Raw genomic sequence first — 14,832 nt, forward strand, 5'->3', positions numbered from 1 at the left:
GGCGCTCTGACGACGAAGGGGCGGAGCAGAATCGAAGCTCCGCCCCACTCAGAAGACGTTCGCGCGATGCGCGAATGTCCTAGTCCATGCCGTCCATGCACGTCGGGTCGTCAGGAGAGCTCCTGCCGCTGAGTGTTCCCAGCTCCTCGATCACCCGCGGGTGCGCGAGGATTAGGAAATGCCCTCCCGTGTTCACACGGATGTTGGTCGCGCCGGAGAGCTCGCTCCCCTCAGGGATGTGAGGATCGAACCGCGCGTATATCGACACGATCTTCCGGTTGGTCGCGAGCTCTCGTCCGAGCGTGAGAATCACAGGGTCCATCGGAGCGAGGGCACGCAGCGTGCGCGACGGAATCATGCGCGCGTATCTCGAGCCACCGAATGGCGTGGCCACCGCGACCATCCCTCGCACTTGATCTCCGGCGGTCCCGATCATCACGAGCTTTCCGGCGAGTCCCCCCTTGCTGTGCGCGACAAGCGTGACGTCTCGCATACGGTTCCGGCGCAGATACTCGGTCACCAGATCGGCCATCTCTGCAACTGGATGCAGGTTTCGCTCGAGCATCTCCAGGACATGCACTGGGTGCCCGCGATTATGCAGCTCCTCGACGATCGGCTGCATGAACTTCCAGGTCTCGTAGATCCCCGGAAGGATGATCACCGGATCGCGGGTGCCGGTTGTGTAAGACGCAGGATCAGTGCGGTCGAACAACGCCCTGGTCTGCCATACCAGGGCGTACGCGTAGTCGAGAATCCACCAACCAGCGGCTCTCAGCGGTCCCATCACGTGCCGATTGTCTCTGGCGCTCGTGGTGCCGTGTGAGAACGAATTGCGCATGCGACGGCGGCAGGCGCCGCAAACTGCACGACATGGTGGTCGCCTGGTACCTCCACGAGCGTGGAGGCGCCAGGCACGAGATCACGGAGCCGTCGACACCAGGTTCGCCCCGCGACCGGGTCGCTACTGCCGCGGATGATGAGCAGCGGCTTCGTCAGTTCACGCACGCTGTCTTCGATCGGGTAGACGAGCATGCGGCGAAGTTGCGTCAGATACCACATGTACCAGCACGAATGCCGTGGCGTCCTGAGCCGGATCGGGTCCCTCCGTGGCGATGACACGAAACACCTGGTCGGAGTGATCCGCAGGACGGGGTCTGATGCGTATGCGGCTCGCCATGACTGAAACCTACCCTTGGCGGGTGGAATCGACATGCTCCTGACCGAGCCCGGCATGATCGGCTGTAGAAACTAGTGCTGCCGATACTGAGGGGGCAGGGCCGAAGCCCCGCCTCCTCAGAGAACTCGAGTCAGACGCCATCCTTGTAGATCGGCGCGGCACCGTTCACGGCATCCCCGACCTTGTGCACGCGGATGTCGTTCGTGGAACCGACGATTCCGGGAGGGGAGCCGGAGATCACGACGACCTTGTCCCCTTCCTTCGCGAGGTTGTTCTTCAGCAGGTGCTCATCGACCTGAAGGAACATCAGGTCGGTGTGCTGCACGTTCTCGACGAGCTTGGAGCGGATGCCCCAGGTCAGTGCCATGCGACGACGGATGCTGGGTTCCGGTGTGAACGCGATCATCGGAATGCGTGAGCGCAGACGCGAGAGGCGGCGGGCGGAGTCGCCGGACTGGGTGAAGACGCACAGGAACTTCGCCTCGACGAAGTCAGCCACCTCGAGAGCGGCGAGCGTGATCGCACCGCCCTGTGTACGCGGCTTGGCTGCGAGCGGTGCGATGCGCTCCAGACCGTGCTCTTCGGTGGACTCGACGATGCGGGCCATGGTCTCGACGACCACGATCGGGTACTGCCCCACGCTCGTCTCGCCCGAGAGCATGACGGCGTCGGCGCCGTCGAGGACGGCGTTGGCGACGTCCGATGTCTCCGCACGAGTCGGCACAGGGCTGGAGATCATCGACTCGAGCATCTGCGTGGCGACGATGACCGGCTTGGCGTTGCGTCGAGCGAGCTCGACTGCGCGCTTCTGCACGATCGGCACGGCCTCGAGCGGAAGCTCGACTCCGAGGTCGCCTCTGGCGACCATGATGCCGTCGAACGCGTCGACGATCTCTTCCAGTGCATCCACCGCCTGCGGCTTCTCGATCTTGGCGATGACGGGCACCTTGACGCCCTCTTCGGCCATGATCTCGTGCACCCGCACGACGTCGGACGCATTGCGCACGAACGACAGCGCGATGAGGTCGGCGCCGATCTGCAGACCCCAGCGGAGGTCTGCTTCGTCCTTCTCGCTGAGCGCGGGGACGTTGACGGCGACACCCGGCAGGTTGATGCCCTTGTTGTTCGACACCGCACCGGCGACGATCACACGGGTGGTGACGACGGTGCCGTCTGTCTCGACGACCTCGACGCGCACCTTTCCGTCGTCGATCAGCAGGAAGTCACCTGGCTTGACATCCTGCGGCAGCCCCTTGAAGGTGGTGCCGCAGATCTCGCGGTTGCCGATGATGTCCTCAGTGGTGATCTTGAAGATGTCACCGGCGGCGAGCTCGTACGGGCCGTCCTCGAACTTGCCGAGACGGATCTTCGGTCCCTGCAGGTCGACGAGTACGGCGACGGCCTTACCCGCGTCATCCGCAGCGCGGCGGACGTTGGCGTAGTTGGCGTCATGGACGGAATAGTCACCGTGGCTGAGGTTCAGTCGGGCGACGTCGACCCCCGCTTCGATGATTGCTCGAACGTTCTCGTAACTCGAGGTGGCCGGGCCCAGCGTGGCGACGATTTTCGCGCGTCTCAACAGAATCTCCAGGGTGAGAGTGGGGGGATAACAGAACTGGCGACGATGCCTCAGCCAGACTACGCGGGCTGCAGGCCGATCGCGACATCCGTGGGGCGCACGGGTGCGGGCAGCACCGTCTCGCCCATCAGGAAGCGGTCGACACCGGCAGCGGCGGCGCGTCCCTCGGCGATCGCCCACACGATGAGCGACTGCCCGCGACCTGCATCGCCGGCGACGAAGACACCGGGGACGGTCGTCTCGTACGAGTCATCGCGCTGGAATGCGCCGCGGTCGGTCGCCTCCGGCCGCACGTCGTCGGTGAAGCCGTCCTGCTCGGGGCCGGTGAAGCCCATTGCGATCAGCACGAGGTCGGCTGGGATCTCCCGCTCGGTGCCGCTCTTGGGCACTCGACGGCCATCGACGTACTCCGTCTCGGCCACGCGCAGGGCGCGCACCTCGCCGGCGTCGTTCGAGAGGAACTCGACCGTGGACGCCAGGTAGTGGCGCTCTCCACCCTCTTCGTGCGCGGACGACACCTCGAAGACGGTGGGCATCATCGGCCAGGGCTGGTGCTCCGGTCGCTCGACACCGGGCTGCACGCCGATCGCGAGGTTGGTCACGCTCAGCGCGCCCTGACGGTGCGCAGTACCGATGCAGTCCGCACCGGTGTCACCGCCGCCGATCACGATTACGTGCTTGCCCTCTGCGGTGATCTGGTTGTGCACGACATCGCCGGCGATCGCGTGGTTCGACTCGACGAGGTACTCCATGGCGAAGTGCACGCCGTCCAGGTCCCGACCGGGAATCGTCAGGTCGCGCGGCACCGTCGAGCCCGTCGCGATCACGACAGCGTCGTACCGGGTACGCAGATCGGCCCAGCTGATGTCCTTGCCGATCTCGACGCCGGCGCGGAAGCGAGTGCCCTCCTCCTGCATCTGCCGCAGGCGGGATTCGAGGTGGCCCTTCTCCATCTTGAAGTCCGGGATGCCGTAGCGCAGCAGCCCGCCGATGCGGTCGTCGCGCTCGAACACCGCGACCGTGTGTCCCGCGCGCGTGAGCTGCTGCGCCGCGGCGAGTCCGGCGGGGCCGGAACCGACGACGGCGACGGTCTTGCCGGTGATCCGCTCCGGCGGCTGCGGCTCTACCCAGCCCTTGGAGAAGGCCTCGTCGATGATCGAGACCTCGACCTGCTTGATGGTCACTGCGGGCTGGTTGATGCTCAGCACACACGCGCTCTCGCACGGTGCGGGGCACAGCCGCCCAGTGAACTCGGGGAAGTTGTTCGTGGCGTGCAGGCGCTCGATCGCCGAACGATCCTCACCACGCCAGGTGAGGTCGTTCCACTCGGGGATGAGGTTGCCCAGAGGGCATCCCTGGTGGCAGAACGGCACACCGCAGTCCATGCAGCGCCCCGCCTGTCGGCGCAGCACGGTCTTGTCGCCCGGCTCATAGACCTCCTTCCAGTCCATGATGCGCACGGGAACGGGACGGCGAGCAGGCAGCTCGCGCTCCGTCACCTTCAAGAAGCCCTTGGGGTCAGCCACCGGTCACCTCCAGGATCCGGCTCCAGACGACGTCGCCATCCGGGTCGAGCCCGTCTGCCTCCGCCTCCTGACGCATTGTCTGCACCGCGGCGAAGTCGCGCGGCAGTACTTTCACGAACTCGGATGCGACGTTGTCGAAGTCATCCAGCATCCGCGCCGCGAGCGGAGAAGCGGTGCGCTCCACATGCTCGACGAGCAGGCTGCGCAGCACCTCGAGGTCCGCCCGATCCAGCGTCTCCAACCGCAGCTCGCCGCTCTCGCGGGACTGCAGGTTGACCTTCTCGTCGGAGAGCGCGTGCACATATGCGACGCCGCCCGACATGCCGGCGCCCAGATTGCGGCCCGTCGACCCGAGGATCACGGCGAGGCCGCCCGTCATGTACTCGAGCGCGTGGTCGCCAACGCCCTCCACGACGGCCGTCGCGCCGGAGTTGCGCACCAGGAACCGCTCGCCGACGACACCGGAGATGAACATGGTGCCCGAAGTGGCTCCATAGCCGATCACGTTGCCGGCGATGACGTTCTCATGCGGTGCGATGTTCGACCCACGCGAAGGCCGGATGGTGATGTCACCGCCCGAGAGGCCCTTGCCCACGTAGTCGTTCGCGTCGCCTTCCAGGCGCAGCACGATGCCGGACGGCAGGAACGCTCCGAGTGACTGACCGGCGGTGCCGTGGAGCGTGACATCGATCGTCTCGCGAGCGAGTCCCGCCTCTCCGAATCGTGCCGTGACCTCGTGGCCGAGCATCGTTCCGACCGCGCGTTCCGTGTTGCGGATCGGGAGCTCGACGATGGTCGGCGCCATGTCGTTGAGCGTGCTCTGTGCCATCTCGATCAATGGCACATCGAAGTGCTTGTCGAGTGCGTGCTCCTGCGCCCGGCCGCTGCGGCGCGGCTCGGACGCCGGGAACACCGGACCCTCCAGCACCGGTGAGAGGTCGAGACCGTCGGCCTTCCAATGCTCGATCGCGGCGTTCGCCTCGATGAGGTCGGCGCGGCCGATGATCTCATCCAGGGACCGGAACCCGAGCTCGGCGAGGATCTCACGCACCTCTTCTGCGATGAACTCCATGAAGTTGACGACGAACTCCGGCTTGCCGGTGAACCGCTCGCGCAGCGCGGGGTTCTGCGTCGCGACGCCGACCGGACAGGTGTCCAGGTGGCACACGCGCATCATGATGCAGCCGCTGACGACGAGCGGGGCGGTCGCGAAGCCGAATTCCTCGGCCCCGAGCAGCGCGCCGATGATGACATCGCGTCCGGTCTTGAGCTGACCGTCGACCTGCACCACCACGCGGTCGCGCATGCCGTTGAGCATGAGCGTCTGCTGGGTCTCGGCGAGGCCGAGCTCCCATGGCGTGCCAGCGTGCTTGAGAGAGTTCAGCGGGCTGGCACCGGTTCCGCCGTCATGTCCCGAGACCAGGATCACGTCGCTGAGCGCCTTCGCGACCCCGGCCGAGACCGCGCCGATTCCGGACTGGCTGACGAGCTTGGTGTGGATGCGAGCGGACGGGTTCGCGCGCTTGAGATCGAAGATCAGCTGCTTGAGATCTTCAATCGAGTAGATGTCGTGATGCGGTGGCGGCGAGATGAGACCGACGCCGGCCGTCGCATGACGGGTACGAGCCACCCACGGGTAGACCTTGGTCGGCGGCAGCTGACCGCCCTCCCCCGGCTTCGCACCCTGGGCGAGCTTGATCTGGATGTCATCCGATTCCGTCAGGTACAGGCTCGTGACGCCGAACCGGCCGGAGGCGACCTGCTTGATCGAGCTGCGGCGCTCGGGGTCGAGCAGACGATCGACGTCCTCGCCGCCCTCACCCGTGTTCGACTTGCCGCCGATGCTGTTCATCGCGATCGCTAGCGTCTCGTGCGCCTCGCGGGAGATGGAGCCGTAGCTCATGGCGCCGGTGGAGAAGCGCTTGACGATCGCACTGACCGGCTCGACCTCGTCGAGCGGCACAGCAGGACGTGCACCGGTTCGCAGGTTGAAGAGCCCGCGCAGGGTCTTCAACTCGGCGGCCTGATCGTCCACGAGCTTCGTGTACTCGCGGAAGATGTCGTAGCGACGGTTGCGCGTCGAATGCTGCAGACGGAACACCGTCTCGGGATTGAAGAGGTGCGGAGAGCCATCGCGTCGCCACTGGTACTCGCCACCCGTCCACAGACGTTCGTGAGCGCGGGCAGCGGCGTCCTCGGGGTAGGCGTAATCGTGACGCGCCTGGTTCTCGGCGAAGACGTCCTCGATGTCGATGCCGCCGAGCTTGGTCTCAGTGCCGGTGAAGTACGCGTCGATCAGCTTCTGGCTGAGACCGACAGCTTCGAAGACCTGAGCGCCCGCGTACGACGAGACGGTCGAGATGCCCATCTTCGACATGATCTTGAGCACGCCCTTGCCGAGGGCGTAGATCAGATTCTTGACGGCCTTCTCCGGCGTGACACCGGTGATGAAGCCGGTGCGCACGAGGTGCTCGACGGTCTCCATCGCGAGATACGGGTTGACGGCAGAAGCTCCGTAGCCGATCAGCGTCGCGACGTGGTGCACTTCGCGGACATCGCCGGCTTCGACGATCAGACCGACCTTCATACGGTTCTCACGCCGGATCAGGTGATGATGGATCGCCGAGACCATGAGCAGCGACGGGATCGGAACGAGGTCCTTGTTGGAATCACGGTCCGACAGGATGATGAACTCCGCGCCGTCGGCGATGGCCTCATCGACCTCGGCGCACATCTCCTCGAGACGCTCCTGCATCGTGTGGGCACCGGCGTCGAAGTGGTACAGACCGCGGATCGTCACCGATGAGCGCCCTTCCAGCGCCTTGTCGATGTGACGGATCTTCGCGAGCTCGTCGTTGTCGATCACCGGGAAATCGAGCGTCACGGTGCGCGTGTGCTCCGGCCCCCAGCTGAGCAGGTTCCGCTCCGGTCCGAGGCCGGACTTCAGGCTCGTGACGACCTCTTCGCGGATGGAGTCCAGCGGCGGGTTCGTGACCTGCGCGAACTGCTGCGTGAAGTAGTCGAAGAGCAGCCGAGGGCGCTCGCTGAGCACGGCGATCGGAGTGTCCGATCCCATGGCACCGAGCGGCTCGACGCCGTTCTGCCCCATCGGCGTCAGCAGGATGCGCACTTCCTCTTCGGTGTAGCCGAAGGTGCGCTGGCGACGGGTGATGGATGCCGGCGGGTGCACGATGTGCTCACGCTCAGGCAGCTCGGAGAGGCGGACCGCGCCCTCATCCAGCCATTCCTGCCATGGGTGAAGCGTGGCGAGGTCGTGCTTGATCTCGTCATCCTCGACGATGCGACGGGTCTCCGTGTCGACGAGGAACATCTTGCCCGGCTGCAGACGTCCGCGGCGCTTGATGCGCTCTGGGGCGAACTCGAGGACCCCGGTCTCGGAGCCGATCACCACGAGTCCGTCTGTGGTCTCTGTCCAACGGCCGGGACGCAGTCCGTTGCGGTCAAGCGTCGCGCCGACGAGCGTGCCGTCGGTGAAGATGAGGGCGGCCGGGCCGTCCCATGGTTCCATCTGGTTCGAGTGGTACTCGTAGAACGCCCGAAGCTCCGGGGTGATGTCGGTCTGCTTCTCGTACGCCTCCGGCACCATCATCATGATGGCGTGCGGCAGGCTGCGGCCGGTCAAGGTGAGCAGTTCGAGCACCTCGTCGAACGATGCTGAATCGCTGGCACCGGGGGTACAGATCGGGAGCAGGGGGCGCACGTCGCCGAGCAGCTCTGACTCGAGCTGCGACTGGCGGGCGCGCATCCAGTTGCGGTTACCGCCGACGGTGTTGATCTCGCCGTTGTGCGCGAGCATGCGCAGCGGCTGAGCGAGCGGCCAGGACGGGAAGGTGTTGGTCGAGTACCGCGAGTGGACGACTGCGAGTTCGGAGGTGAACCGCTCGTCCTGCAGGTCGGGGTAGAACGGCTCGAGCTGCAGAGTCGTGACCATGCCTTTGTAGCCGATAGTGCGGCTGGACAGCGAGACGAAGTACGCGCCGATCTCGTGGCCCGCGCGCTTGCGCAGGCGGTAGGCCACCCGATCCAGGGCGATTCCGGACAGAGCCTCCTGACCGGGGGCCGAGGCGACGAAGAGCTGCTCGAACGCGGGACGCGCTTCATCGGCGAGCTTGCCGAGGTTCTCGTTGGCTGTGGGGACGACGCGCCAACCGAGAACCGTGAGTCCTTCTTCGCGGGCGATCTTCTCGACGCCGGCCTTCTGGGTGCGGCGCTCAGAGGCCTGCAGAGGAAGGAAGGCGAGCCCGGCGGCGTAATGGCCGGCATCGGGCAGTTCGAATGCGGTGACTTCACGCAGGAACTGGTCTGGCATCTGGGTGAGGATGCCGGCACCGTCTCCGGTGCCGGCATCTGAGCCGATCGCACCACGGTGCTCGAGGTTTCGCAGGGCTTCCAGCGCCAACTCGATGATGTCGTGTCCGGCTGTGCCCCGCAGGGTCGCGACCATGGCCAGGCCGCAGGCATCCTTCTCGAATGCCGGGTTGTACATGCCCTGCTTCGGGGGGTAAGCGCCGGAGGCGCCGTACGGAGGCTGGAAGTACATGGGTTACCGTCCTCAGGTAATCACGTGACACCGGGGACGACGTCGGCCCGCTCGTTCAATGCAGTGGATTCCTCACTCGACGAGGAGGCTTATCGGGAGCTGTCCTCGCTCGCGGGAGCAGTGCTTGTGGCGGTGGCTCCGGCGGTGACTTCGACCGGAGGCGCGCTCACGTCGACGAAGTCATCGATGATGTTCTGCGATTCTACATCAGCGTCGGAGTCCTTCCGCGTGCGCCCGGGAGAGTAAGGTCCCGCTTCGCGTCCCGTGTGCCTGCGCGTCTGGACGATCAGGATGACGATGCCGACGACCACGCCGATGATGGATGCCCAGACGTTGCTGCGCAGGCCGAGGATGATCTCGCTCGGGTCGATGCGGATCGACTCCCAGAGCACGCGACCGGCGCTGTACCAGATCAGGTACACGGCGAAGAGCTTGCCCCACTGCAGTTGCAGGCGACGACCGATCCAGAGCAGGAAGAGCACGCCGAGGCCGTTCCAGACGACTTCATACAGGAATGTGGGGTGGAAGAGCGTCCCCTCCGCGAGTCCTGGAGGGAAGGCGACGTTGTCGGACTCGATCTCGAGACCCCACGGCAGATCGGTCGGCAGACCGAAGAGCTCGTGGTTGAACCAGTTCCCGAAGCGCCCGAACGCCTGCGCGAGCAGCAGGCCGGGGGCGAGGGCATCGGCGAAGGTCCAGAACCGGATGCCGGTCCATCTGCAGCCGAGATATGCGCCGATCGCACCGCCGATGAGCGCACCGAAGATCGCGATGCCACCCTCCCAGATGGCCCAGACCGAACCGGGCTCGAACGGGTTCCAGGTGTTCTTGCCCTCACCGAAGTAGAAATTCGGGTGCGTGAGCACGTGGAAGATGCGCGCGCCGATGATCCCGAGCGGCACGGCGAGGATCGCGATGTCGATCACGACCCACGGCTCCGCTCCGCGCTTGGTGAGGCGGTGATTCGTCAGCAGAGTGGCGGCGATGATGCCCGCGATGATGCAGAGGGCATAGAAGTGGATCCGCAGGGGCCCGAGATCGAAATAGCTGACCGGAGGGCTCGGGATGCTGGTGAGCACGCCGCCGATGGCGGTGTGAAGCGCGAGGGACATGAGTGCGATTCTAGTTCTCGTGTGAGGTGACTGCCGACGGCGTGCCTGCGGCAAGGGACTTTGTGACGGCGGCGAGGGCCTCGAGGCCCCCGTCGCGGAGGGCACGCACCAGCGCGGTGCCGACGATGGCGCCGTCGGCGTACTCTGTGATGCCGGCGATCTGCTCGGCGGTGGAGATGCCGATTCCGACGCAGGCCCGCACCGCGCCGCGTTCGCGTAGGCGTGACACCAGAGTGCGCGCGGCCTTGTCGAGTTCGGTACGCTCACCCGTGATGCCCATCGTGGACACCGTGTAGACGAAACCGGTCGACGAAGCGACGACGAGGTCGAGGCGCTCGTCCGTCGAAGTCGGGGCGGCGAGGAAGATGCGATCGAGTCCAGTGCGCTTGCTGGCGGCGACCCAGTCGGCGGCAGCATCCGGTGTGATGTCGGGTGTGATCAGTCCTGCGCCGCCGGCGGCGAGCAGGTCGTCGGCATAGCGGTCGACGCCGTACTGCATCACGGGGTTCCAGTACGTCATCACGACGACGGGCACATCGGTGGCGGCCGTGATCTCCCGCACAGCGGTGAAGAGGTCGCGCATGCGGAACCCGGCGGCGAGGGCGGCCTGAGTGGCTTCCTGGATCACCAGGCCGTCCATCACAGGATCGCTGTACGGCGGTCCGAGTTCGATGACGTCGACGCCGTTCTCGGCGAGAGCGATCGCGGCCTGGATGCTGGTCTGCAGATCGGGGAATCCGACCGGCAGGTAGCCGATGAACGCACCCCGACCCTCATCATGTGCCTTCTGGATCGCGGCTTCCACGCGGCTCATCGCGCGGTCCCCGCATCCGCTGCAGCCTGCGTCACGGCATCCTTGTCGGCGGCGTCCCGTTCGGCAGCTTCGCGGTCGTAGAGATCGAAATACCTTGCGGCGGTGTCCATGTCCTTGTCTCCGCGGCCGGAGAGGCACACCGCGAGGATGGCGTCAGGGCCCAGCTCTCTGCCGATGCGCAGCGCGCCGGCGAGAGCATGGGCGGACTCGATGGCGGGGATGATGCCCTCGGTGCGGCTCAGCAGACGCAGCGCCTGCATGGCCTCGTCATCGGTGGCGGGGATGTACTCCGCCCGACCGATATCGGCGAGCCAGGAGTGCTCGGGTCCGACGCCGGGGTAGTCGAGGCCTGCCGAGATCGAATGCGACTCGATGGTCTGTCCGTCCTCGTCCTGGAGGACGTAGGTCTTCGCCCCGTGCAGCACACCGGGGCGACCGCGCTCGATGGATGCGGCATGCTGCTCGGTGTCGACGCCGTCGCCGGCGGCCTCCACTCCGTACAGCTTCACGTCGGCATCATCGAGGAACGCATCGAACATGCCGATCGCGTTGGACCCTCCCCCGACGCAGGCGATGACGGCGTCAGGGAGTCTGCCCGTCTCACCGAGGAGCTGCTGACGGGCCTCTTCGCCGATGATCTTCTGGAAGTCGCGCACCATCGCGGGGAACGGATGCGGGCCGGCAGCCGTGCCGAAGACGTAGTTGGTGCTCTCGACGGTGGCGACCCAGTCGCGGTAGGCGTCGTTGATAGCGTCTTTCAGCGTGCGCGAACCAGTGGTGACCGGGACGACTTCGGCCCCGAGAAGCCGCATACGCGCGACGTTCAGGGCCTGACGCTCGGTGTCGACCTCGCCCATGTAGATCGTGCAGTCCAGACCGAACAGCGCAGCTGCCGTCGCGGTGGCGACTCCGTGCTGCCCTGCGCCGGTCTCGGCGATGACGCGAGTCTTGCCCAGGCGCTTGGTCAACAGCGCCTGTCCGAGGACGTTGTTGATCTTGTGGCTGCCCGTGTGGTTGAGGTCTTCCCGCTTGAGGAAGACACGCCCTCCCCCGGCGTGCTCGGCGAACCGCTGCACCTCGGTGAGCGCGGAGGGCCGCCCGGCGTACGAGCTCAGCAGGCTCGCGAGCTCGGTGCGGAATTCGGGGTCGGCGATCGCCTGTTCGTAGGCGACCGTGAGCTCGTCGATCGCGGCGATCAGCGACTCCGGCATGTAGCGTCCGCCGAACTCGCCGAAGAACGGCCCAGGCTGGTCTCGCAGACTCACGCGTCCACCTCCAGGAAGCTCTTCAGCGTGGCGACCGGATCGCCGGTGACCAGTGCTTCGCCGATCAGCACGACATCAGCGCCAGCCGAGCGGTAGTGCGCGACATCGGCAGGGCTCAGCACGGCGGATTCGGCGATCTTCACGGCGTCTGAGGGGATGCGATCGACGAGCCGGCTGAACAGATCACGGTCGAGTTCGAGGGTCTTCAGGTTGCGCGCGTTCACGCCGATCAGCGGTGCGCCGAGATCGATCGCCGACTCCAGCTCGTCCGCGGAGTGGGTCTCCACGAGCGGGGTCATGCCGAGCTCGTTGATGAGGGCGAACAGCTCCCGCAACGCCTTCGGCTCGAGACCGGCGACGATGAGCAGCGCGAGGTCGGCGCCGGCGGCACGCGCCTCCAGCACCTGGTACGGCGTCGCGATGAAGTCCTTGCGCAGCACAGGAAGCGAGACCCTGGCCGTCACGGCCTCGAGATCGGCGAGGCTTCCCCCGAACCGCCGCTCCTCCGTGAGCACGCTGATCGCCGACGCACCGCCGGTCTCGTAGAGCGATGCCTGATGCGCGGGATCGGGGATGTCGGCGAGGGCCCCGCGCGACGGACTGGCGCGCTTGACCTCGGCGATGATCTTCACCCGTGCGGCCGGCGCGAGTGCGGCCACCGCGTCCTTGGCAGCTGGCCGTGCGAGGGCAGCCTTCTCGACCTCGGCGAGCGGACGTGTCTGTGCACGACGTTCGGCGTCTTCGACTGCGCCGGCCGTCAGGTCGGCGAGAACCACTAGTGCCCCTTCGGAGAGTACTTGGGGCCCTTCACGCCGTAACCGGCCTTGGTCAGGATCCACCCGAGCAGCAGGCCGACGACGATGATGCCGATCGAGACCCAGAGGATGGGCATCCAGATCGGGCTGAACTCTGCCAGGCAGAAGGCCACCGTGCCCAGCGTGAAGCCGAACAGCATGACCAGCACAGCGGTCCACGCCGCAGGTGAGTGTCCGTGGCCGGGGTCAGCGATCGGGTTGGTCATGGTCTCCTCCGAAGCGGTCGTTGGTATGCGGGTTCAGTCTATCGGGGTCATCGGGTCGGGTCCGTGCCGCGCGACAGGTCATCCCAGGAATCGATCGCATCGATGGGGCCCTCGGACTCGCCATGTGCGGTGGCGTCGGTGCGGAAACGCTTGCCGCCGCTCTTCCAGCGATTCGCGGTGAGGAGCGTGAACACGGACGCCACGATCAGCAGCACCCACCCGATCAGGGCCAGCACCGGCCACACGGTGGGCGTGATGGAGGCGACCAGGTCGGTCACCGCCGTGCCGCCGGCCAACCCGGTGGTCTCGGTGACGGTCGCGGCGACCGCCGATACCGGCGCGGTGAACGCGATCTCCGCAGTCCACCAGGTCAGCAGTGCACCGCCCAGCAGCGCGAGCGTCGCGAAGATGTAGCGCGGCATCCTCCCGACGAGCGCGAGCGCGGCTCCGAGCGCGAGTACGGCGAGACTCATCGGCGCGAGCAGCGCGAGCGCATCCGCACCGGGCACGAGGATCGGCTCCCCCGCATCCGCGCGGATGACGCTCAGCCAGGTCTGTGTCGAGGAGATGATGCCGACGGCGCCGGCGAGCAGGAAGGCGACGACGGCGGTGCTGCGCCCGCGACGGAGGAACTTCATTCGGCGCCTGAATCCTGCACGGCCAGGCCGTCGACGGCCTCCAGATCGGCCGCGTCGAAGCAGGTGCTGGTGCCGGTGTGGCACGCGGGACCGGTCTGATCGACCAGCAGCAGGATCGCGTCGCCGTCGCAGTCCAGCCGCGCCTCGTGGATGCGCTGGATGTTGCCCGATGTGTCGCCCTTGCGCCAGTACTCCTGGCGTGAGCGCGACCAGTAGGTGGCGCGGCCGGTCGTGAGCGTGCGGCGCAGCGCCTCGGCATCCACCCATGCGAGCATCAGCACTTCGCGGGTGTCCCATTGCTGCACGATCGCCGGCGCCAGTCCGTCGCCGTTCCAGGCCACCTGCGCGATCCGTGTCTCCAGGTCTTTCGACATCATCGCACCAGGATCCCTTCTGCGCTCATCGCATCCTTGACCTCACCGACGGTGAGCGCGCCGGAGTGGAACACGCTGGCTGCGAGGACGGCATCCGCTCCGGCCTGGATGGCAGGCGCGAAATCGGTCACTGCTCCGGCGCCGCCCGAGGCGATCACCGGTACAGACGACACCTCGCGCATGAGGCGCACGAGTTCGAGGTCGAAACCGTCGTGGGTGCCGTCGGCGTCGATCGAGTTGACGAGAAGCTCCCCAGCGCCGCGCTCGATCGCCTCGCGCGCCCATTCCAGAGCGTCCAACGAGGTCTGAGTGCGCCCGCCGTGCGTAGTGACGACGAATCCGGATGCCGTCGTCGGTGCGCGCTTGACGTCGAGTGAGAGCACCAGCACCTGGGCGCCGAATCGATCGGCGATCTCGCCGATGAGCTCCGGCCTGGCGATCGCCGCGGAGTTCACGCCCACTTTGTCGGCCCCGACGGCCTGCAGGCGCGCGACGTCTTCGACGTTGCGCACTCCCCCGCCGACGGTGAGTGGCACGAAAACGTGCTCAGCGGTGCGCTGCACGACGTCATACGTCGTGGCGCGCGCGTCGACGGTGGCGGTGACATCCAGGAACGTGATCTCGTCAGCGCCCTGGGCGGCGTAGTGCGCAGCCAGCTCGACCGGGTCGCCCATGTCGCGGAGGTTCTCGAAGTTGACGCCCTTGACGACGCGTCCCGCGGCGACGTCGAGGCACGGGATGACACGACTCGTGAGAGTCATCTGA

General features: G+C 66.5%; 12 protein-coding genes. All 12 read right to left on the reverse strand.

The genetic code is table 11. From position 1 onward, the window contains the following. Positions 1-79: 79 nt before the first annotated feature. A complete protein-coding gene (locus HDC95_RS03840; RefSeq protein ID WP_259061839.1) occupies positions 80-784 on the reverse strand; it encodes a triacylglycerol lipase in 705 nt (234 codons plus the stop codon). Positions 785-1,307: 523 nt separating this feature from the next. Beyond that, positions 1,308-2,756 carry a pyruvate kinase gene (pyk, locus tag HDC95_RS03845; protein WP_259061840.1) on the reverse strand — a complete coding sequence of 483 codons (1,449 nt, stop codon included), beginning with the start codon at positions 2,754-2,756 and terminating at the stop codon, positions 1,308-1,310. A 59-nt stretch (positions 2,757-2,815) separates the two neighbouring features. Beyond that, complete coding sequence (locus HDC95_RS03850) at positions 2,816-4,282, reverse strand: glutamate synthase subunit beta (RefSeq protein WP_259061841.1); 1,467 nt, start codon at positions 4,280-4,282, stop codon at positions 2,816-2,818. Further along, positions 4,275-8,843 carry a glutamate synthase large subunit gene (gene gltB / locus HDC95_RS03855; protein ID WP_259061842.1) on the reverse strand — a complete coding sequence of 1,523 codons (4,569 nt, stop codon included), beginning with the start codon at positions 8,841-8,843 and terminating at the stop codon, positions 4,275-4,277. The genes HDC95_RS03850 and gltB overlap by 8 nt, the downstream gene beginning before the upstream one ends. 89 nt (positions 8,844-8,932) lie before the next feature. Then, entirely contained in the window at positions 8,933-9,955 is a 1,023-nt protein-coding gene (lgt, locus tag HDC95_RS03860; RefSeq protein WP_259061843.1) for a prolipoprotein diacylglyceryl transferase, read from the reverse strand. Positions 9,956-9,965: 10 nt separating this feature from the next. Continuing rightward, entirely contained in the window at positions 9,966-10,769 is an 804-nt protein-coding gene (gene trpA, locus HDC95_RS03865) for a tryptophan synthase subunit alpha (RefSeq protein WP_259061844.1), read from the reverse strand. Continuing rightward, the gene (trpB, locus tag HDC95_RS03870; RefSeq protein WP_259061845.1) at positions 10,766-12,034 is read right to left on the reverse strand and encodes a tryptophan synthase subunit beta; all 1,269 of its coding nucleotides are present in this window, start codon (positions 12,032-12,034) and stop codon (positions 10,766-10,768) included. Before trpB ends, trpA begins: the two co-directional genes overlap by 4 nt. After that, positions 12,031-12,810: an indole-3-glycerol phosphate synthase TrpC gene (gene trpC, locus HDC95_RS03875; protein ID WP_259061846.1), complete on the reverse strand. Its 780-nt coding sequence runs from the start codon at positions 12,808-12,810 to the stop codon at positions 12,031-12,033. Before trpC ends, trpB begins: the two co-directional genes overlap by 4 nt. Beyond that, positions 12,810-13,055, reverse strand: a complete 246-nt coding sequence (locus HDC95_RS03880; RefSeq protein ID WP_259061847.1) for an HGxxPAAW family protein — start codon at positions 13,053-13,055, stop codon at positions 12,810-12,812. Before HDC95_RS03880 ends, trpC begins: the two co-directional genes overlap by 1 nt. Before the next feature lie 47 nt (positions 13,056-13,102). Then, entirely contained in the window at positions 13,103-13,693 is a 591-nt protein-coding gene (locus tag HDC95_RS03885; protein ID WP_259061848.1) for a Trp biosynthesis-associated membrane protein, read from the reverse strand. Continuing rightward, positions 13,690-14,067, reverse strand: coding sequence for a phosphoribosyl-AMP cyclohydrolase (hisI, locus tag HDC95_RS03890; protein ID WP_259062216.1), 378 nt, complete (start codon positions 14,065-14,067; stop codon positions 13,690-13,692). The genes HDC95_RS03885 and hisI overlap by 4 nt, the downstream gene beginning before the upstream one ends. Beyond that, a complete protein-coding gene (gene hisF / locus HDC95_RS03895; RefSeq protein ID WP_259061849.1) occupies positions 14,067-14,828 on the reverse strand; it encodes an imidazole glycerol phosphate synthase subunit HisF in 762 nt (253 codons plus the stop codon). Before hisF ends, hisI begins: the two co-directional genes overlap by 1 nt. Positions 14,829-14,832 lie beyond the last annotated feature (4 nt).

The sequence above is a fragment of the Microbacterium sp. AK031 genome (assembly GCF_024807145.1).
In the GTDB taxonomy this organism is placed as follows: domain Bacteria; phylum Actinomycetota; class Actinomycetes; order Actinomycetales; family Microbacteriaceae; genus Microbacterium.

What these genes read in the sequence shown, in the direction of transcription:
- HDC95_RS03840 (WP_259061839.1), bottom strand. Translation starts at nt 784, where the DNA reads ATGGGACCGCTGAGAGCCGCTGGTTGGTGGATTCTCGACTACGCGTAC.
- trpA (WP_259061844.1), bottom strand. Translation starts at nt 10,769, where the DNA reads ATGAGCCGCGTGGAAGCCGCGATCCAGAAGGCACATGATGAGGGTCGG.
- hisF (WP_259061849.1), bottom strand. Translation starts at nt 14,828, where the DNA reads ATGACTCTCACGAGTCGTGTCATCCCGTGCCTCGACGTCGCCGCGGGA.
- HDC95_RS03880 (WP_259061847.1), bottom strand. Translation starts at nt 13,055, where the DNA reads ATGACCAACCCGATCGCTGACCCCGGCCACGGACACTCACCTGCGGCG.
- hisI (WP_259062216.1), bottom strand. Translation starts at nt 14,067, where the DNA reads ATGTCGAAAGACCTGGAGACACGGATCGCGCAGGTGGCCTGGAACGGC.
- lgt (WP_259061843.1), bottom strand. Translation starts at nt 9,955, where the DNA reads ATGTCCCTCGCGCTTCACACCGCCATCGGCGGCGTGCTCACCAGCATC.
- gltB (WP_259061842.1), bottom strand. Translation starts at nt 8,843, where the DNA reads ATGTACTTCCAGCCTCCGTACGGCGCCTCCGGCGCTTACCCCCCGAAG.
- HDC95_RS03885 (WP_259061848.1), bottom strand. Translation starts at nt 13,693, where the DNA reads ATGAAGTTCCTCCGTCGCGGGCGCAGCACCGCCGTCGTCGCCTTCCTG.